Annotated in this window: 15 protein-coding genes, 2 tRNA genes and 1 other RNA gene; 7 read left to right on the top strand and 11 right to left on the bottom strand. The window is 53.5% G+C overall.

Features of this window, described 5'->3' with window-relative positions:
• Window positions 1-9: 9 nt before the first annotated feature.
• The 5 genes from oppC to C1N56_RS09200 form a co-directional block, all read right to left on the bottom strand.
• Entirely contained in the window at window positions 10-918 is a 909-nt protein-coding gene (gene oppC / locus C1N56_RS09220) for an oligopeptide ABC transporter permease OppC (RefSeq protein WP_021510086.1), read from the bottom strand.
• Between the two features lie 15 nt (window positions 919-933).
• Window positions 934-1,854, bottom strand: a complete 921-nt coding sequence (gene oppB / locus C1N56_RS09215; RefSeq protein WP_021510085.1) for an oligopeptide ABC transporter permease OppB — start codon at window positions 1,852-1,854, stop codon at window positions 934-936.
• An 81-nt stretch (window positions 1,855-1,935) separates the two neighbouring features.
• Window positions 1,936-3,576 carry an oligopeptide ABC transporter substrate-binding protein OppA gene (gene oppA / locus C1N56_RS09210; RefSeq protein ID WP_021510084.1) on the bottom strand — a complete coding sequence of 547 codons (1,641 nt, stop codon included), beginning with the start codon at window positions 3,574-3,576 and terminating at the stop codon, window positions 1,936-1,938.
• A gap of 158 nt (window positions 3,577-3,734) precedes the next feature.
• Complete coding sequence (locus tag C1N56_RS09205) at window positions 3,735-5,369, bottom strand: ABC transporter substrate-binding protein (RefSeq protein ID WP_394517420.1); 1,635 nt, start codon at window positions 5,367-5,369, stop codon at window positions 3,735-3,737.
• A gap of 571 nt (window positions 5,370-5,940) precedes the next feature.
• Window positions 5,941-6,588: a YchE family NAAT transporter gene (locus C1N56_RS09200; protein ID WP_031280216.1), complete on the bottom strand. Its 648-nt coding sequence runs from the start codon at window positions 6,586-6,588 to the stop codon at window positions 5,941-5,943.
• 444 nt (window positions 6,589-7,032) lie between these two features.
• On the opposite strand from C1N56_RS09200, the gene adhE reads away from it, so the two are divergent.
• The gene (gene adhE, locus C1N56_RS09195) at window positions 7,033-9,711 is read left to right on the top strand and encodes a bifunctional acetaldehyde-CoA/alcohol dehydrogenase (protein ID WP_058771261.1); all 2,679 of its coding nucleotides are present in this window, start codon (window positions 7,033-7,035) and stop codon (window positions 9,709-9,711) included.
• A gap of 54 nt (window positions 9,712-9,765) precedes the next feature.
• Here the strand turns inward: adhE and tdk are convergent, their stop codons facing one another.
• Window positions 9,766-10,386: a thymidine kinase gene (gene tdk / locus C1N56_RS09190; protein WP_058757709.1), complete on the bottom strand. Its 621-nt coding sequence runs from the start codon at window positions 10,384-10,386 to the stop codon at window positions 9,766-9,768.
• Window positions 10,387-10,790: 404 nt separating this feature from the next.
• On the opposite strand from tdk, the gene hns reads away from it, so the two are divergent.
• Window positions 10,791-11,198 (top strand): histone-like nucleoid-structuring protein H-NS, encoded by a 408-nt coding sequence (hns, locus tag C1N56_RS09185; RefSeq protein WP_031280215.1) that lies wholly within the window; start codon window positions 10,791-10,793, stop codon window positions 11,196-11,198.
• Window positions 11,199-11,296: 98 nt separating this feature from the next.
• Here hns and C1N56_RS09180 read toward each other — a convergent pair whose 3' ends face one another.
• The 5 genes from C1N56_RS09180 to rssA form a co-directional block, all read right to left on the bottom strand.
• Window positions 11,297-12,304 (bottom strand): NAD-dependent epimerase, encoded by a 1,008-nt coding sequence (locus tag C1N56_RS09180; RefSeq protein WP_336699036.1) that lies wholly within the window; start codon window positions 12,302-12,304, stop codon window positions 11,297-11,299.
• Between the two features lie 14 nt (window positions 12,305-12,318).
• A complete protein-coding gene (locus C1N56_RS09175) occupies window positions 12,319-13,659 on the bottom strand; it encodes a UDP-glucose dehydrogenase family protein (RefSeq protein WP_021510077.1) in 1,341 nt (446 codons plus the stop codon).
• A gap of 23 nt (window positions 13,660-13,682) precedes the next feature.
• Entirely contained in the window at window positions 13,683-14,591 is a 909-nt protein-coding gene (gene galU, locus C1N56_RS09170; RefSeq protein ID WP_021510076.1) for a UTP--glucose-1-phosphate uridylyltransferase GalU, read from the bottom strand.
• A 192-nt stretch (window positions 14,592-14,783) separates the two neighbouring features.
• Window positions 14,784-15,800: a two-component system response regulator RssB gene (gene rssB, locus C1N56_RS09165; RefSeq protein WP_336699039.1), complete on the bottom strand. Its 1,017-nt coding sequence runs from the start codon at window positions 15,798-15,800 to the stop codon at window positions 14,784-14,786.
• A 101-nt stretch (window positions 15,801-15,901) separates the two neighbouring features.
• The gene (rssA, locus tag C1N56_RS09160) at window positions 15,902-16,807 is read right to left on the bottom strand and encodes a patatin-like phospholipase RssA (RefSeq protein ID WP_336699041.1); all 906 of its coding nucleotides are present in this window, start codon (window positions 16,805-16,807) and stop codon (window positions 15,902-15,904) included.
• 96 nt (window positions 16,808-16,903) lie between these two features.
• Here rssA and C1N56_RS09155 point away from each other — a divergent pair, with 96 nt between their 5' ends.
• From C1N56_RS09155 to C1N56_RS09135, 5 genes are all read left to right on the top strand, one after another.
• Window positions 16,904-17,359: a YchJ family protein gene (locus C1N56_RS09155; RefSeq protein WP_040679954.1), complete on the top strand. Its 456-nt coding sequence runs from the start codon at window positions 16,904-16,906 to the stop codon at window positions 17,357-17,359.
• A 57-nt stretch (window positions 17,360-17,416) separates the two neighbouring features.
• Window positions 17,417-18,265: a formyltetrahydrofolate deformylase gene (gene purU / locus C1N56_RS09150; protein ID WP_031280214.1), complete on the top strand. Its 849-nt coding sequence runs from the start codon at window positions 17,417-17,419 to the stop codon at window positions 18,263-18,265.
• A gap of 144 nt (window positions 18,266-18,409) precedes the next feature.
• Window positions 18,410-18,494: transfer RNA gene (locus C1N56_RS09145), tRNA-Tyr, on the top strand.
• A 44-nt stretch (window positions 18,495-18,538) separates the two neighbouring features.
• Window positions 18,539-18,623 (top strand) — tRNA-Tyr (locus tag C1N56_RS09140).
• 39 nt (window positions 18,624-18,662) lie between these two features.
• Window positions 18,663-18,789: non-coding RNA, RtT sRNA (locus C1N56_RS09135), on the top strand.
• The last annotated feature ends 107 nt before the right edge of the window (window positions 18,790-18,896 follow it).

Here is an 18,896-nt window from a genome sequence, read left to right as displayed (position 1 = left end):
GGAAACTCCTTAACGATCTTTCGGGTCGAGGGCGTCACGCAGGCCATCGCCGATAAAGTTGAAACAGAACAACGTTACCACCAGGAAGCCCGCCGGGAACATCAGCAGCCACGGTGATACTTCCATCGAGTTGGCACCGTCGCTCAACAGCGCGCCCCAGCTGCTCAGTGGCTCCTGAGTGCCGAGGCCAAGGAAACTCAGGAAGGATTCAAACAGGATCATGCTTGGCACCAGCAGCGAGGCATACACCACCACCACACCCAGCACGTTCGGCACGATGTGGCGCAGCACGATATTGCCGGTAGAAACGCCGCCGACCTGCGCCGCTTCGATGAACTCTTTGCGCTTCAGTCCCAGCGTCTGGCCGCGCACGATACGCGCCATATCCAGCCATGACACCATGCCAATGGCAACGAAGATCAGCAGGATATTGCGGCCAAAGAAGGTCACCAGCAGGATGACGAAGAACATAAACGGGAACGAGTTGAGGATTTCCAGGATACGCATCATCACCGAGTCAATCTTGCCGCCAAGGTAGCCGGCCAGCGAACCGTACAGCGTGCCCACCAGCACCGCGATCAGCGCTGAAGCGATGCCAACCATCAGTGAGATACGGCCGCCAATCGCCACGCGCACCAGCAGGTCACGTCCCGAAGAGTCGGTGCCAAACCAGTGCCCTGAGGTGGTGTCCGGCGGTGCAGACATCATCGCCCAGTCGGTATCATCATATTTGAACTGCGCCAGCATCGGGGCGAACACCACGAACAGCGCAATCACCAGCAGCACCAGCAGGCTGATAAGGGCCGCACGGTTATGAATAAAGCGGCGACGTGCGTCCTGCCACAGGCTGCGCCCTTCCACTTCCAGCTTTTCGCTGAACGCGTCCAGAGCTTCGCTATTTTTCTTACTTAACATCATGAGCGAGCTCCACCATCAGTAACGAATTTTCGGATCGATAACGGCGTACAGCACGTCAACGATCGCGTTGAACAGGATGGTCAGCACGCCGACTAGAATGGTCAGGCTCATCACCAGCGAGTAGTCACGGTTTAGTGCGCCGTTGACGAACAGCTGACCGATGCCCGGCAGACCGTAAATTGATTCGATTACCATCGAACCGGTGATGATGCCAACAAACGCCGGCCCCATATAGGAGAGCACCGGCAGCAGCGCCGGCTTCAGCGCGTGGCGCAGCACAATACGGCGCAACGGCAGACCTTTCGCACGCGCGGTGCGGATGAAGTTGGAGTGCATCACTTCAATCATCGAGCCGCGGGTGATACGGGCGATACTGGCGATGTAAGCCAGTGACAGCGCCACCATCGGCAGTAGCATGTAGTTCCACTGGCCGCCATTCCAGCCGCCGCCTGGCAGCCAGCGCAGGGTGATGGCAAAGATCAGTACCAGCAGCGGTGCCACCACGAAGCTGGGAATGACCACCCCGGTCATCGCCACCCCCATGACCGCATAATCCCACAAACTGTTTTGCTTCAGCGCGGCGATAACCCCCGCCGTGACGCCCAGCACCACCGCAAGGAAGAAGGCTGCCAGCCCCAGTTTGGCCGATACCGGAAACGCATGACCGACCAGGTAGTTAACCGAGTAGTCTTTATATTTAAACGACGGCCCGAAATCACCGTGTGCCAGCTGCACCAGGTAGCTGAGATACTGTTTGCCGATCGGGTCGTTGAGGTGATATTTGGCCTCAATGTTGGCCATGACTTCCGGCGCCAGCGCACGCTCGCCGGTGAACGGACTGCCGGGTGCCAGTCGCATCATAAAGAAGGAGATGGTGATCAGAATGAATAGCGTCGGGATGGCTTCAAGGAGCCGACGCAGGATGAATTTTAACATTGCCGTACCTACCAGGCTGTTGCTTCACAAAGTCAAAAAGGCGGCGCCGCAGCACCGCCACTGTCGATAGCCTGAGTGCTATTAATGCTTAATGATGTACAGGTTCTTATCCAGGGTTTTATCCAGCGGATCGTTGCCGGTGTAGCCGCCAACGTACGGTTTCACCAGACGCGCGTTCACATAGTAGTAAACCGGCACGATGGTGCTGTCCTTATCCAGGATCTGCTCTGCTTTCTGATAATCGGCCACGCGCGCTTTGTCATCCGCCGCTTTCACCGCATCGTGAATCACTTTGTCGAAGTCCGCGCTCTTATAGTGCGAGGTGTTACTGCTGCTGTCCGACAGCATGATGTTCAGGAAGGAGGTCGGTTCGTTATAGTCGGCACACCATGCCGCGCGGGAGACATCGAAATTGCCCTGATGACGGGTATCCAGGAAGGTTTTCCACTCCTGGTTTTCCAGCTTGATGTTCACGCCGATGTTCTTTTTCCAGATAGACGAGGCGGCAATCGCCAGTTTTTTGTGCAGATCGGAGGTGTTGTACAGCAGGTTGAAGGTCAGCGGTTTGTCAGCGGTATAACCGGCTTCGGCCAGCAGTTTCTTCGCTTCTTCATTACGCTTGTTCTGATCCCACTTGTACCAGTCCGGCGGCAGCAGTTCCATGCCGTCAGTGGCTGGCGGTGTGAAGCTGTAGGCCGGCTGTTGACCCTGCGCCAGCACTTTGTTCACCATAATGTCGCGATCCAGACCCAGCTTCAGCGCGGTACGCACGCGGACATCGGTAAACGGTGCTTTCTGGTTGTTGATTTCATAGTAGTAGGTGCACAGATACGGTTTCACCATCAGCTCTTTACCGTTATCACGCTGCAGTTTTTTAAACAGCTCGATCGGCATGTTGTTGTAAGTGATGTCGCTGCCGTTTTCAGAGAAATAACGGTTCACATCGCTGACTTCGGAGTTGATTGGCAGGAAGGTGACTTTATTCAGTACGGTATGTTCGTTGTCCCAGTATTCCGGGTTACGCACCAGCGTCACGCGTTCGTTGATCACGTGAGATTCCAGTTTAAAGGCACCGTTGCCGACCCAGTTCTGCGGCTGCGTCCACTGGTCGCCAAACTTCTCAATGGCTGGCTTATACACCGGTGACATCACCGCGTTGATCAGCAGCTTATCGAAGTACGGTACCGGCTCGCTCAGCGTCACTTCCAGCGTGTGGTCATCCAGTGCTTTCACGCCAAGATCGGAGGTCGGTTTTTTACCGGCGATGATGTCATCCACGTTGAGGATGTGGCCATACTGCGGGTAGCTCGCATAGGGCGAGGCGGTTTTTGGATCGACCAGACGCTGCCAGCTGTAGACGAAGTCCTGCGCGGTGACCGGCTCGCCGTTTGACCATTTGGCATTTTTACGCAGATGGAAGGTCCAGACTTTGTAGTCTTTGTTTTCCCAGCTTTCCGCGACGCCCGGAACTGGCTTGCCGTTGCTGTCGCTCACGATCAGACCTTCATACAGGTCACGGGCGATATTATCTTCCGGCACGCCTTCGATTTTGTGCGGATCCAGCGACTGCACTTCATCGCCATTGCCGCGCACCAGTTCCTGTTTCGCTGCCAATTCGGTACCCGCCGGTACGTTGGCCGCCAGTGCAGCATTCCCTGCCAGCGCGCCGATGGCCGCCAGTACGCCTGCGGCGATCAGGCTTTTTTTCGTGATGTTGTTCATTATTACGCTCCAGTTTTATTATCGTCACCGGGTCGGCTGACCGCCCGGCGTACCCCGTTTCCGGGAGATCTCCGCCTGTCTGCGCGAAGATCACTACCACCCTGCAGGGTTACCACGGCAACGTGACGCCCGACTGTAGCGCCGGATCGTCACATTACTCAATGTTTCTTTATGTAATAGTATTTCAGCGCCAGCATATCCTGCGGATCTTTGCCGCTGAAACCGCCCACCCACGGCTTCACCAGCCGCACGCTAACGCGGTAGTAAACCGGGATGATCGGTGAATCCTGATCCAGCTGTTGTTCCGCCTGCTGATAGAGTTGCGCGCGCTGCGCGTCATCAGCGGTGTTGAGCGTTTGCGCCATCAGCGCATCAAATGCGGCGCTGTGATAAAACGCGGTGTTGATGGAGGAGCCACTCAGCAGCAGATTGAGGAAGCTGGATGGCTCGTTGTAATCCGCACACCAGGTGGCGCGCACCACATCAAACTGTGCCTGATGACGGGTCTCCAGTAGCGTTTTCCACTCCTGATTTTGCAGCGTGACCTGCGCACCGAGATTCTTTTGCCACATCGAGGCAGCCGCGATCGCCTGACGCTTGTTCTGTTCTGAGGTGTTATACAGCAGGGTAAAACGCAGCGGATGCTGGGCATTGAAGCCAGCTTCCGCCAGCAACTGCTTCGCTGCCGCGTTACGTTGCGCCTGCGTCTGCTGCGCCCACGCTGGCGTATTGAGAGCAATACCGTGAATAAAGGGCGGCGTCAGGCCGTAGGCCGGGATCTGTCCCTGCCCCATAATTTTCTGCGCGATGATGTCGCGGTCGAGCGTTAACTTCAGCGCGTTGCGTACGCGAACGTCGTCAAACGGCGCTTTCTTGTTATTGATTTCGTAATAGAAGGTGCACAGCAGCGGGCTGACTTTTACTTCATCTCCCAGCGCCTGCTGCAGTTTTTTGAACATATCGGGCGGCACCACGCTGTTGGTCATGTCGGTGCCGCCACTGCGATAGCGGTTTATATCGCTATTCTCAGAGGTGAGTGCCAGAAATACGCCTTCGTCCAGCGTGGTATGGGCATTGTCCCAGTAGTGCGGATTACGCTTCACCACAATCTGCTCATTCACCACCCAGTCCGCCAGCGTGTAAGCGCCATTACCCACGTAGTGCTGCGGCTGTGTCCAGGCATCGCCCCACTGCTCTACCGCCGGACGATACACCGGTTTCATCGAAGTATGAGCCAGCATATCAACAAAATACGGTACCGGTTCAGAGAGCGTAACCTGCAAATGATGGTCGTCCAGCGCTTTCACGCCCAGCTGGGAAGGCGCAGCTTTACCAGCCAGAATGGCATCAATGTTGCTGATGTGCGCAGCCTGCAAATAGCTGGCGTACGGCGAGGCGGTGCGCGGATCGGCCAGACGCTGCCAGCTGTAGACAAAGTCCTGCGCGGTGACCGGCTCACCATTGCTCCAGCGGGCGTCTTTACGCAGCGTGAACGTCCAGATGCGGCCCTGCTGATTTTGCCACTGCTGCGCCACGCCGGGCACCAGTTGACCATTGTTGTCGGTCTCAACCAGTCCTTCCAGCAGATTGCGAATCACATTGGATTCCGGCACGCCCTCGACTTTTTGTGGATCAAGCGAGGACACTTCGCTGCCATTGTTAATAACGATGCGTTGCGTATCCGCTAATGACGTCCCGGCTGGGATCTCAGCGGCCTGACTTTGCGCCAGCGCACTGGAGAGGCAAAGCGCCAGAAACGTGCGCGCTGCCGTTTTCGCTACCATGCTTTTCATCAACCAATATCAACCTTCAACATAAACCTGATAGCAGTAAGCAAGAAGCGTACACATTTGTTGCTAGCAGATAAAAAATTTTGCGGTGAGCCGAAAATTATCAGAAGCGTTGCCCGCACGCCAAAGCTAAACCACAAAAATGTTAGCTGATTCTCTTTTATCACGTTGCTGCGCACAGGAAAAGTGTTAATTCTTGAACAGAATTATCGATTAATCCACTGATAAATAATGAATTTCAGCCTGATCTGCACGTTAATTATTCGTTAATCAACTAACTTTATAATATTTACGAATATTGCTGTTTTTAATGCTGAAGCCCGGATATTTATTCGGATTTACAGCGCAAGCTATAGAATGACACTGCGGATGATTTGCAGAGTAGTCGGATATACTGTGACGATTATCACAGTATTTTGCAGCTCAGGGTATATGCGGGATAACACCAGTAGTAAAACTGATGAGGTTAAGCCGATATTAAGCGCGACAAATAAAATCACTATAATGGTGCAATATTTCGTTTAATTGCACCATTCTGGTTCATAAAGCGCTTAGCGATAAAAAATAACTGCGGTTAATTCAGTAATCCTGGAAACAGGGCTTTCATTCCGGTCACGACAAATTCAATGCCCAGCGCCATGAGCAGCAGCCCCATGATACGCGTAATGACGTTGATACCGGTTTGTCCCAATACGCGCACCATCAGCGGTGCGGCCCGGAACAATAACCAGCAGCAGAAGGCAAATATCGCAATCGCCAGGGTAAAGCCCAGCAGATTTGGCCAGCTGTGATAACGCGAGCTCCAGACAATGGTCGAGCTGATCGCGCCCGGCCCTGCCATCAGCGGCAGCGCCAGCGGCACCACGCCGATGCTTTCACGAATCGCCGTTTCTGACTTCTCCTGCTTGTTCTGTTTGTCTTCACCCAGCTTGCCGCTGATCATCGACATGGCGATGGTGACCACCAGAATGCCACCGGCGATGCGGAAAGAGTCAATCGAGATACCAAACAGATGCAGGATACCGTCGCCAAGAAACAGCGAGGTCCAGAGGATAATCGCCACCGCCAGGTTCGCGGTCAGGTTGGTTTTATTGCGCTCCGCCACCGCCTGGTAGCTGGTCATGCTGATAAATACCGGAATAATGCCGACCGGGTTAACCAGCGCGAACAAACCTACAAAAAATTTAATGTAGCCAGAAAGATCGAGTAGCGCAGGGGTCACGGTGGGCTCCAGGTGATGGCGAAAAAAATCGCGCTTAATGTAGTGCAAAAGTCTGGCGAAACACCAGAGGCTATCGCAGAAATAAATGCTGCACTTGAAGCACTATCCCAGTTTATTCCGCTACTGTTAGCGCTATGTTATCGGCCTGCAGCCGGTCAGATCGGCTTCTGTAGCCGTCGACGCTAACTTTACTTGCAAAAGTGAGCGCTGAAAGGTGTCAGCTGATAGTTAAATTGATCTGCATCATAAATTGCCTACCCCATCAGGGGTAATCTTAGCCCATCGGAACTCAACCCTGTGACACAGGTCATCCTGGAGGAAAAACCTTTTTAGTAAGCAACGGCACGGGCATCGCCATCCTTAGCTATCCATAAGCGTAACGAGACTATACTTCTGGATTCAGGCTTGTTTACTAAAAAAGTTTAACTTCCTTAGGAGAGTATTATGGCCGTTACTAATGTTGCCGAGCTTAACGCACTGGTAGAACGTGTTAAAAAGGCACAGCGCGAATACGCCAATTTTAGTCAGGAACAAGTTGATACCATTTTCCGTGCGGCCGCCCTCGCCGCTGCCGATGCCCGTATCCCTCTCGCCAAAATGGCCGTTGCCGAATCCGGCATGGGTATCGTTGAAGATAAAGTCATCAAAAACCACTTCGCTTCCGAATATATCTACAACGCTTACAAAGACGAAAAAACCTGTGGCGTGCTGGACACCGATGATACCTTTGGCACCATCACCATCGCTGAGCCGATTGGCCTGATTTGTGGCATCGTGCCCACCACCAACCCGACCTCTACCGCCATCTTCAAGGCCCTGATTAGCCTGAAAACCCGTAACGGTATCATCTTCTCTCCTCATCCACGTGCCAAAGATGCCACCAATAAAGCGGCTGACATCGTACTGCAGGCTGCTATCGCGGCTGGCGCGCCAAAAGACATTATTGGCTGGATTGATGCGCCATCGGTTGAGCTCTCGAACCAGCTGATGCATCACCCGGATATCAACCTGATTCTCGCCACCGGTGGTCCCGGCATGGTGAAAGCGGCTTACAGCTCCGGCAAACCAGCGATTGGTGTGGGCGCGGGTAACACTCCGGTGGTGATTGACGAAACGGCCGATATCAAACGCGCGGTTGCTTCGATCCTGATGTCAAAAACCTTCGACAACGGCGTGATTTGTGCGTCTGAACAGTCAGTGATTGTCGTGGATTCTGTCTATGATGCCGTGCGTGAGCGCTTCGCCAGCCACGGTGGCTACCTGCTGCAGGGCAAAGAGCTGAAAGCGGTGCAGGATATCATCCTGAAAAATGGCGCGCTGAACGCGGCGATTGTCGGTCAGCCGGCTTACAAAATTGCTGAACTGGCAGGGATTAGCGTGCCGGTGAGCACCAAAATTCTGATTGGTGAAGTGAAACTGGTGGATGAGTCTGAGCCATTCGCCCATGAGAAGCTCTCGCCAACGCTGGCCATGTACCGCGCGAAAGATTATTACGATGCGGTGGATAAAGCAGAAAAACTGGTGGCAATGGGCGGTATCGGCCACACCTCCTGTCTTTATACCGACCAGGACAACCAGCGCGAGCGCGTAAACTTCTTCGGCGACAAAATGAAAACCGCGCGCATCCTGATCAACACCCCGGCTTCACAGGGCGGGATCGGTGACCTGTATAACTTCAAGCTGGCCCCTTCACTCACGCTGGGCTGCGGTTCATGGGGTGGTAACTCCATCTCTGAAAACGTGGGTCCAAAACACCTGATCAACAAGAAAACCGTGGCCAAGCGAGCTGAAAATATGTTGTGGCATAAACTTCCTAAGTCTATCTACTTCCGCCGCGGTTCTCTGCCAATTGCGCTGGAAGAAGTGGCGACTGACGGTGCAAAACGCGCCTTTATCGTCACCGACCGCTTCCTGTTCAACAACGGTTATGCTGACCAGGTCACCCGCGTGCTGAAATCACACGGAATCGAAACCGAAGTGTTCTTTGAAGTAGAAGCAGACCCAACGCTGAGCATTGTGCGTAAAGGTGCCGAGCAGATGAACAGCTTCAAACCTGACGTGATCATCGCCCTGGGCGGCGGTTCACCGATGGATGCGGCCAAAATTATGTGGGTGATGTACGAGCATCCGGAAACCCACTTTGAAGAACTGGCGCTGCGCTTTATGGACATCCGTAAACGTATCTACAAGTTCCCGAAAATGGGTGTCAAAGCGCGCATGGTGGCCATCACCACCACTTCCGGCACCGGTTCAGAAGTTACGCCGTTTGCGGTAGTCACTGACGATGCCACCGGCCAGAAATATCCGCTGGCAGACTATGCCCTGACGCCGGATATGGCGATTGTCGATGCCAACCTGGTGATGGAGATGCCGCGTTCGCTGTGCGCCTTTGGGGGTCTGGATGCTGTCACTCATGCGCTGGAAGCCTACGTATCGGTACTGGCCAATGAATACTCTGACGGTCAGGCGCTGCAGGCACTGAAGCTGCTGAAAGAGAATCTGCCTGCCAGCTACCGCGATGGCGCGAAAAATCCTGTGGCGCGTGAGCGCGTTCACAATGCGGCGACCATTGCCGGTATCGCTTTCGCCAACGCCTTCCTCGGCGTGTGTCACTCCATGGCGCATAAACTGGGCTCTGAGTTCCACATTCCACACGGTCTGGCCAACGCCCTGCTGATTTGTAACGTGATTCGCTACAACGCGAATGACAATCCAACCAAGCAGACTGCCTTCAGCCAGTACGACCGTCCGCAGGCACGCCGCCGCTATGCGGAGATTGCTGACCATCTCGGTCTGAGCGCTGCCGGTGACCGTACCGCGCAGAAAATTGAAAAACTGCTGGCATGGCTGGAAGAGATGAAAACTCAGCTGGGTATCCCAACTTCTATCCGCGAAGCGGGCGTGCAGGAAGCTGACTTCCTGGCGAAAGTCGACAAGCTGGCGGATGATGCGTTTGATGACCAGTGTACCGGTGCTAACCCACGCTATCCGCTGATTGCCGAGCTGAAACAAATCATGCTGGATACCTTCTATGGCCGTGAGTTCTCAGAAGCAGATAACAGTGTTGCCGCTGAGGGTGAAGCTAAAGCCGTAAAGAGTGAGAAGAAAACCAAAAAGGCCTGACTGGCCTGATACAAAAAAACCCGCTGCGGCGGGTTTTTTTTATGCTGCGGCTATTCAGGCGTGAGGCAGTTGTGAACCGTAAATGGCGTTTAGCGAGCCGTCATTAATCGCCTGTTTATAGTGCTTGCGGCACACAGAGATATAGCGCTCATTACCACCGATCACCACCTGCTCCCCTTCGCTGAACGGTTTACCCTGCGCATCCAGCCGTAACACCATGCTGGCTTTGCGTCCACAGTGACACACGGTTTTCAATTCCACCAGCTTATCGGCCCAGGCCAGTAAATACTGACTGCCGGTAAATAACTCACCGCGAAAGTCGGTACGCAGACCATAACACAGCACCGGAATATCCAGATTATCTACCACGTCCGACAGGGCTTTCACCTGCTCACGCGTCAGAAACTGGCTCTCATCCACCAGTACACAGTGAACCGTCTGCTTCGCGTGCTGTTCCGCTATTTCACTTTCCAGGTTGGTCTGCGCGTTATATAAAAAAGCCGGAGACGAAAGACCAATACGCGAGCTGACTTTTCCGGCGCCGAAGCGGTCGTCAATTTCCGCGGTATACACCAGCGTACGCATGCCGCGCTCATGGTAATTGTAGGAAGACTGCAGCAGTGCGGTGGATTTTCCCGCGTTCATCGCTGAGTAATAAAAATAGAGTTGCGCCATAAAATGTCTCTTGTCACTGCCCGAAACTGTTGCGCGTGAGTCTATCATAAAGCTGCTGCACTGTTGCGATGCATTATTTTTATCAACTGCTCAAATTAACGCCATCGTCATAGATCAGCAGCATCGTTATCAACATTTCGCACGTTATGTCAAAGCCGTCATCATGCAGTAATTTTATTCAGCATTAATAGCGCTGATGCCCGGGCGAAAGGCGCGCAGCGGTATTTATCCCTGCAAAACCTGTGCTATCAAATCTATAAAAAGAATAATAAATAGCGCCTTAAAAAGCTTAACAACATTAACTTTACGTTTTGCTTTTTAATCTGGCTATTGCAGTTATTTTTCACCGCCACTATTATGAGGCGGCAGAACAACTCCATTTATTATATTTTGAGATTAGGACAATGAGCGAAGCACTTAAAATTCTTAATAATATCCGTACATTGCGCGCGCAGGCTCGGGAATGCTCTCTGGAAACACTGGAAGAGATGCTGGAAAAACTTGAGGTTGTGGTGAATGAACGTCGTGAAGAAGAATCTCTCGCCCAGGCGGAAAATGCCGAGCGCAGCCGTAAGCTGGAACAATATCGTGAAATGCTGATGGCAGACGGTATTGATCCAAACGAACTGCTGCAGGCATTAGCGGAAACCAAAGCGCCAGGTAAAGCCAAACGTGCGGCACGTCCGGCGAAGTATGGTTACGTCGACGAGAACGGTGAGAACCGTACCTGGACCGGCCAGGGACGTACGCCAGCCGTGATTAAAAAAGCGATTGAAGAACAAGGTAAACAACTGGACGATTTCCTGCTGTAAGGAACCAGTGCTTCGCAGCATGCCAGCCCTGGCGCTGTGCTCTGTTTTACACCGGGTAAGAAAAAAGGAAGCCGCTGGCTTCCTTTTTTTATCGCGACTTATTGCTGATAGAAGTCGCGGTACCAGTCAACAAAACGCTGCACGCCCTGCTCTACGCTGGTCTGCGGGCGGAAATTTATCGCGTCATACAGCGGCTGGGTGTCTGCACTGGTGCCTAATACATCGCCGGGCTGCATCGGCAGCATATTTTTCTTCGCCTCAATCCCCAGCGCTTTTTCCAGCGACTCAATGTAAGTCATCAGGCTGGTAGGCTGACTATTGCCAATATTGTACACGCGATACGGCGCCGAACTGGTGGCAGGCGAGCCGTTTTCCACCGTCCAGTTTTCATCTGCCTGCGGAATCACGTCCTGCAAACGCACAATCGCTTCGGCAATATCATCAATATAGGTAAAGTCACGTGTCATCTGGCCGCGGTTATACACATCAATCGCGTCACCGGCCAGCATCGCGCGGGTGAACTTAAACAGCGCCATATCCGGACGGCCCCACGGACCATAAACGGTAAAGAAGCGCAATCCGGTGGTGGGTAATTGGTAAAGGTGTGAATAGGTATGCGACATTAATTCGTTGGCTTTTTTCGTCGCAGCATAAAGTGATACCGGATGATCAACCGAATCATCCGTGGAGAACGGCATTTTACGGTTCAGGCCATAAACCGAACTCGATGAAGCATACAGCAGGTGGCCAATCTTATGATGACGGCAACCTTCCAGAATATTTAAGTGACCAATCAGGTTGGCATCAGCGTAGGCGTGCGGATTCTCGATGGAATAGCGAACACCCGCCTGTGCACCTAAATGGATCACACGCGCAAAAGCATACTGTTCAAACAGGGAAGAAATGGCCTGGCGATCTGCCAGGTCCATTTTAAGAAAAGTAAACGCGGGATGTGCGGTAATCTGGTCGAGGCGCGCCTGTTTCAGGCTGACATCGTAGTAATCATTCAGGTTATCGATACCAACAACCTGGTGACCGGCAGCCAGCAAACGCTGACTAACGTGAAAACCAATAAATCCTGCCGCGCCGGTGACCAGAAAATTCATACATCCCTCATTTATTACACAATTTGAATAGACGCTCCGCGGCCGATTGCATAATAAACGAAACCGCGTTTGCTGATACGCTCCGGATCATACAGGTTACGACCATCAAAAATCACGGGTTGTTTTAACGAGGATTTAATCACGTCGAAATCCGGAGCACGGAAGTTCTGCCACTCGGTGCAGATCACCAGACCATCGGCGCCCTGCAGCGCAGCTTCTTTAGTGCCGCACAGCTTCAGATCGTCACGATGGCCGTAGATGCGCTGAGCTTCTTCCATCGCTTCCGGATCAAACGCCTGCACCGTTGCGCCTGCCTGCCACAGTGCTTCCATCAGCACGCGGCTTGAGGCTTCACGCATGTCGTCGGTGTTTGGTTTGAACGCCAGACCCCACAGCGCAAACGTCTTACCACGCAGATCGTCGCCAAAATGACGTTTAATAAACGTCGGCAGCTTGTTCTTCTGCGAATCGTTGACGTCTTCTACCGCCTGCAACAGGCGCGGGGTGTAACCGATTGACTCTGCAGTGCGAATCAGCGCCTGCACGTCTTTCGGGAAGCAGGAACCGCCGTAACCACAGCCCGGATAAATAAAGTGATAACCGATGCGTGAATCAGAACCGATGCCCTGACGTACTTTTTCCACGTCAGCACCCAGGCGTTCCGCAAGGTTGGAAATCTCGTTCATGAAGCTGATTTTGGTCGCCAGCATGCAGTTAGCGGCATATTTGGTCAGCTCTGCACTGCGGATATCCATCAGAATCATGCGATCGTGATTACGGTTAAACGGCTCGTACAGTTCACGCAGCAGTTCGACCACTTCATCATTGTCGGTGCCCACCACGATACGTTCCGGACGCATGCAATCGTTAACTGCGGCGCCCTCTTTCAGGAACTCCGGGTTGGAGACCACATCGAACGCGATATTGGCATCACGCTGCTTCAGCGTTTCGCTCATCACCGCGCGCACGCGGTCAGCGGTGCCTACCGGTACGGTAGATTTGTCGATGACGACTTTGTGATCGTTCATGTGCTGCGCGATAGTACGCGCAACCGCAGTCACATATTTCAGGTCGGCAGAGCCATCCTCATCCGGCGGCGTGCCCACAGCAATAAACTGCATTACGCCATGGTTTACGCCCTCTTCTGCGTTGGTGCTGAATTTCAGGCGCCCCGCTTCATAGTTCGACATAACCAGCGGCGTCAGGCCCGGTTCAAAAATTGGGATGATGCCCTTTTTCAGGTTTTCGACTTTCTTTTCGTCGACATCAATACAGAGAACGTCATGTCCGACTTCGGCCAACACCGCAGCCTGAACCAGACCGACATAGCCGATACCAAATACAGTGACTTTCATTGAATTATCCTGTGCTTAATGAATTACTTTTTGTTGCCTGCAACGCCGTCGAGCCACTGAGCGAAATCTTTGCCCAGCACCGGATGACGCACGCCATACTCAACAAAAGCTTGCATATAACCCAGTTTGTTACCGCAGTCGTGGCTCACGCCGGTCAGGTGGTAAGCTTCTACGGTCTCTTTTTCCATCAGCATGGCGATGGAGTCGGTCAGCTGCACTTCGCCGCCGGCACCCGGAGGGGTCTTCGCCAGCAGAGGCCAGATGTCCGCAGACAGCACGTAACGACCGACTACCGCCAGGTTAGATGGCGCTTCCGAGGCTTTTGGCTTCTCAACCACGCCCACCATCGGTGCACTCTGGCCCGGTGCCAGCTCTGCGCCCTGGCAGTCAACCACGCCGTAAGCGGTGACATCGGCAACTGGCTCAACCATGATCTGGCTGCGACCGCTCTCTTCGAAGCGCGTCAGCATTTCTGCCAGGTTATCTTTGGTTGGGTTAGATTCGTACTCATCAATGATCACGTCTGGCAGAATCACCGCGACTGGCTCATCACCGACCAGCGGATGAGCACACATCACGGCGTGACCGAGGCCCTTGGCGATACCCTGACGTACCTGCATGATGGTGACGTGTGGCGGGCAGATTGACTGGATTTCATCCAGCAGCTGACGCTTCACGCGTTTTTCCAGCATCGCTTCCAGTTCGAAACTGGTATCAAAATGGTTTTCGATGGAGTTTTTAGAGGAGTGCGTAACCAGCACGATCTCATTAATACCCGCAGCAATACACTCGTTCACGACATACTGGATCAACGGCTTATCGACCAGCGGTAACATCTCTTTTGGAATAGCTTTGGTGGCAGGCAGCATACGCGTACCCAGACCTGCAACCGGGATTACCGCTTTTTTTACTTTAGACTTATAGGCAGACATCAAATACCTCTCTTAATAGGCCGTTCAAGTTAATACTTGATATGTCGGTTTAAAAACGAAATGAGTATATCAGTTAGTGTCAGACGGATTTATCCTGGATGGAGTTAATCCGCGGAATTTAAGACTATTACCCAAGTGTAAAGCTAAGCTTTGGCCCTGTCTTTAACCCGCGGAAAATATAAATCTGAGTGGCTATTCTTCGGACGATAACATCAGGCGAAGCCGGCCGCCGGCTCCCCAGACGTGACATTGCCAGGCATCGGCGCGCTGGCTGATTTGATTAAGATGGGTGCTGCCCATAGTGCCAAGCGGCACGCCGTTACTGAGCTGGATTTGCTGAGTATTGATGTGCAGCGTGGCATTCAGACCGGCTGAAACCAGAATCAGATTTTTCAACTGACGATGGTAGTAGCCCACCAGCAGCGGGAACTGACCGTTCAGGTTGGCCTGACGCAACAGCATATTCACCTGGCGCAGAAGACCATTGAGTTCCGGCAGACGCTGCTTTTGCCCGGACAGTTGCTCCTGCAATAAACCGTTAAACAGTGCTCTGAGCAATAATGCTGCCAGCACGCCGTTGTCGCCGGCACGCGTCACGTCCAGGCAATAAAACGCCAGATCTTTGTCCGACAACGCGGCAATATCCAGCACCAGCCCCGGCTGTTCCGCCATGGTGAGTTGACGATAGTTTATGCGGCAGCTGGCGATGGTTTGCTGGACTGGCGGTTGCAGCTGTTTGAGCAGCTTGGCGGCAGCGAGCGGATCGCGCACCAGGGCATCCCAGTCCTGAAAGAGCTGTTCATCTTCTTCCACTTTCGAGGTGAACATCGAAGGATAGAGGCACTCAAACACCGCTTCACGGAAACGTTCCAGGTTTTTTAGCGGCTTGAGCAGCACGTCCTGCACGCCAAGGCGCAGCACGTGGGCAATGTCGGCCATGTTCTGCGTGGCGGAGATGATCAGGATGGGCACGCTATTACCGCGTGTACGAATTTGCTCGACAAACTCAATACCGCCCATGCGCGGCATTTCCAGATCGCAAATGACCAGGTCCACCGACTGCGCGGCGAGTAAATTCAGGCCGTCGAGTCCATCGCCCGCTTCGAACGTGCTGGCTCCGAGGCCAGTTAACAATGTGTCCAGCAATGAACGGAAAACGACCTCATCTTCGACAATGAGTATCTTTTTGCCGATTAGCGGTTTTTCCATTCTCTCCCCCTGCGTACCAGATATTTCAATAGTGGTTCATAAAACGCCGTTGCGCCTTTCAGAATTGGCTGAAGTCACAACCCCCGTGAATGAACAACTGATTATCTGCTACGGACCAGCGGTAATAGTTCATCCATTTTTTTCTCCACGGCGGCCTTGCCTGCCGCAATGGCCTCTTCAGCCCGATGAAAGTCCAGCGTTGAAATCTGCGGACAAAAAGGCTGAATCAGCACATCCGGCGGATCGCCTGCCATACGGTTACGTTTCAGGCGATTTTCCAATACCTGGATTGACGTTGACATAATTTCCATCGCGCCTGGAGACTGGCTGGCGCGCCGATGGGTCAACCCCATCAGACGCTGGCGCAGTTTTTTGCCCCAGCTCAGTGCTTCTGCCGCTGCCGACTCTTCACCGCTCTGCGGCGTGACCGACAGCAGATCCTGCTGCATCAGGTGCGCATCATGTTGCAGGTCAACGGCAATCACAATGTCAGCGCCCAGCGCGCGGGTTAGCGAAATCGGCACCGGATTGACCACCGCACCATCCACCAGCCAATAACCATTGTAGCCAACCGGAGGCAATAAGCCTGGCATACTACACGATGCACGCACCGCCTGGTGCAAATCCCCTTCGGTCAGCCACAGCTCGCGTCCGGTGCTGAGGTTGGTTGCCACCACGCCAAAGCGCTTGTCCGCGTCTTCGATGAGCTCGTTAGGGATTAGCTGACGGATATGGCTAAACACCCGGTCGCCGCGTAGCAGGCCGCCACGCTGCCATGAGAGATCCATCAGACGGATAACATCCCAGTAGCGAAATGCGCTGACCCACTTCTCCATCAACGCCAGACGGCCGTTGACGTAGGCAGAACCCACCAGTGCGCCGACGGAACAGCCGGCGACGACATCCACCTCAATACCGGCGCGCTCCAGCGCGTTAATGACACCGATATGCGCCCAGCCTTTGGCAGCGCCCGATCCCAGGGCCAGCCCAATCCTGACTTTTCTCATCTCACCTCGTGATCAACCTGATGCGTAGCTTCACGCTGGCCAGTCGGCTAACATAGCGCACACTTTCATTAACTTTAATCACTCTCAGGAGATGATGTGTCCGAAAAGTGCCCCTGCTGCAGCGGAGAGCAGTATAGCCTATGTTGTCAGCCCTTTCTGAACGGGCAACAAACGCCACAGCGCGCTGAACAGTTAATGCGCTCGCGTTACAGCGCTTACGTTAAGCAAAACGCCGCCTGGCTGGTAGAAACCTGGCATCCCAGCCAGCGCGTGGCCGGACTGGAGACGCTATTATCCGAAAGTTTCGCCACCACAGAATGGCTTGGCCTGAATGTAACCCGTTGTAATCACGGAAGCCATGAGAATGAAGCCTTCGTGACTTTTTTTGCGCGTTATCTCGAAAAAGGCCGTACCTGCAGCCTGTATGAATGTTCACGCTTTCTTCGCGAGGATCAACGCTGGTACTATGTCGACGGAACAACGCCGGAGTTAGGGCGTAACGATCGCTGTCCTTGTGGCTCCGATAAAAAATACAAAAAATGTTGTGGCTAATCTGGACAGATGCCCAACAGCTTCACCATTCATCGCTTTGACAGGACTCTGATCGAGATGCAAGCGCAAACCATGCAACGAAAAGTTTTACGGACCATTTGCCCCGATGCCAAAGGTCTGATCGCCAAGATCACCAATATTTGCTACAAGCACGAACTGAACATTGTGCAGAACAATGAGTTCGTCGATCACCGTACCGGGCGCTTTTTCATGCGCACAGAGCTGGAAGGCATTTTCAACGACAACACGCTGCTGGCTGACCTCGACAGCGCGCTGCCGACCGGTTCGGTACGTGAGCTCCACAGCGCCGGACGTCGCCGCGTGGTGATTCTGGTCACCAAAGAGGCGCATTGCCTGGGCGATCTGCTGATGAAGAGCGCCTTTGGTGGTCTGGACATGGAAATCGCCGCCGTCATTGGTAACCATGAAACGCTGCGTTCACTGGTCGAGCGTTTTGACATCCCGTTCGTACTGGTCAGCCATGAAGGCCTGACGCGCGAAGAGCACGATAACCGCATGGCGGATGAGATCGATCGCTATCAGCCGGATTACGTGGTGCTGGCGAAATATATGCGCGTGCTGACGCCGGCGTTTGTGCAGCGTTATCCCAACCAGATCATCAATATTCACCACTCGTTCCTGCCAGCCTTTATTGGCGCCCGTCCTTATCATCAGGCCTATGAGCGCGGCGTGAAGATCATCGGTGCCACCGCGCACTACGTGAACGACAACCTGGATGAAGGCCCGATCATCATGCAGGACGTGATTAACGTCGATCACAGCTATACCGCTGAAGAGATGATGCGTGCCGGACGCGACGTGGAAAAGAATGTACTAAGCCGCGCGCTGTATAAAGTGCTGGGCCAGCGCGTGTTTGTTTACGGCAACCGCACGATCATTCTTTAACCACTGCGGCGCTGATTTGCGCAACTCTTCAGCGCCACGCGTAAAAAGTGGGCAAACGATTGAGTTTTTTACTGCGGGCGCTTTACAGACTGAACGCATTTGGTATGATGCGCCCCGCTTTCAGGCATAAAGATTCAGGCCAGTGGCGGGATTCCCGAGCGGCCAAAGGGAGCAGACTGTAAATCTGCCGTCATCGACTTCGAAGGTTCGAATCCTTCTCCCGCCACCATCTGAATCCATTCTGTGCCTGAATTTTCTGAGCTTCATATCCCTGGCGGGATTCCCGAGCGGCCAAAGGGAGCAGACTGTAAATCTGCCGTCATCGACTTCGAAGGTTCGAATCCTTCTCCCGCCACCATTTTATGCTGCACATCTCCTCCAGCCGATAGAAAAACCAATAAATAACATCCGGAGAAGGATGAGAAGCTTCGACCGAAGGTTCGGGTCGAACGCAGTGAGACAACGCGCGCAGCGCGGCCCGCAGGGTGAGCCGCTTGCGGCGAATAATCCTTCTCCCGCCACCATTTCATTTTGCACTTCTCCTCCTGCTGATATCTGAATTCAGGCAATGCTTGGTCGCCATCAATGGCGCCCCTACAGTGACACGGACTTAAGTGTTACCCATGTGACC

Source organism: Pantoea sp. SGAir0175, from assembly GCF_043547855.1.
The sequence above is the reverse complement of the archived record's forward strand: the minus strand, read 5'-3'. Positions and strand labels throughout refer to the sequence as shown.

Excerpts from the sequence above, each read along its gene's own strand:
- oppC (WP_021510086.1), bottom strand. The coding sequence starts at position 918 with ATGATGTTAAGTAAGAAAAATAGCGAAGCTCTGGACGCGTTCAGCGAA.
- oppB (WP_021510085.1), bottom strand. The coding sequence starts at position 1,854 with ATGTTAAAATTCATCCTGCGTCGGCTCCTTGAAGCCATCCCGACGCTA.
- oppA (WP_021510084.1), bottom strand. The coding sequence starts at position 3,576 with ATGAACAACATCACGAAAAAAAGCCTGATCGCCGCAGGCGTACTGGCG.
- C1N56_RS09205 (WP_394517420.1), bottom strand. The coding sequence starts at position 5,369 with ATGAAAAGCATGGTAGCGAAAACGGCAGCGCGCACGTTTCTGGCGCTT.
- adhE (WP_058771261.1), top strand. The coding sequence starts at position 7,033 with ATGGCCGTTACTAATGTTGCCGAGCTTAACGCACTGGTAGAACGTGTT.
- tdk (WP_058757709.1), bottom strand. The coding sequence starts at position 10,386 with ATGGCGCAACTCTATTTTTATTACTCAGCGATGAACGCGGGAAAATCC.
- hns (WP_031280215.1), top strand. The coding sequence starts at position 10,791 with ATGAGCGAAGCACTTAAAATTCTTAATAATATCCGTACATTGCGCGCG.
- C1N56_RS09180 (WP_336699036.1), bottom strand. The coding sequence starts at position 12,304 with ATGAATTTTCTGGTCACCGGCGCGGCAGGATTTATTGGTTTTCACGTT.
- C1N56_RS09175 (WP_021510077.1), bottom strand. The coding sequence starts at position 13,659 with ATGAAAGTCACTGTATTTGGTATCGGCTATGTCGGTCTGGTTCAGGCT.
- galU (WP_021510076.1), bottom strand. The coding sequence starts at position 14,591 with ATGTCTGCCTATAAGTCTAAAGTAAAAAAAGCGGTAATCCCGGTTGCA.
- rssB (WP_336699039.1), bottom strand. The coding sequence starts at position 15,800 with ATGGAAAAACCGCTAATCGGCAAAAAGATACTCATTGTCGAAGATGAG.
- rssA (WP_336699041.1), bottom strand. The coding sequence starts at position 16,807 with ATGAGAAAAGTCAGGATTGGGCTGGCCCTGGGATCGGGCGCTGCCAAA.
- purU (WP_031280214.1), top strand. The coding sequence starts at position 17,417 with ATGCAAGCGCAAACCATGCAACGAAAAGTTTTACGGACCATTTGCCCC.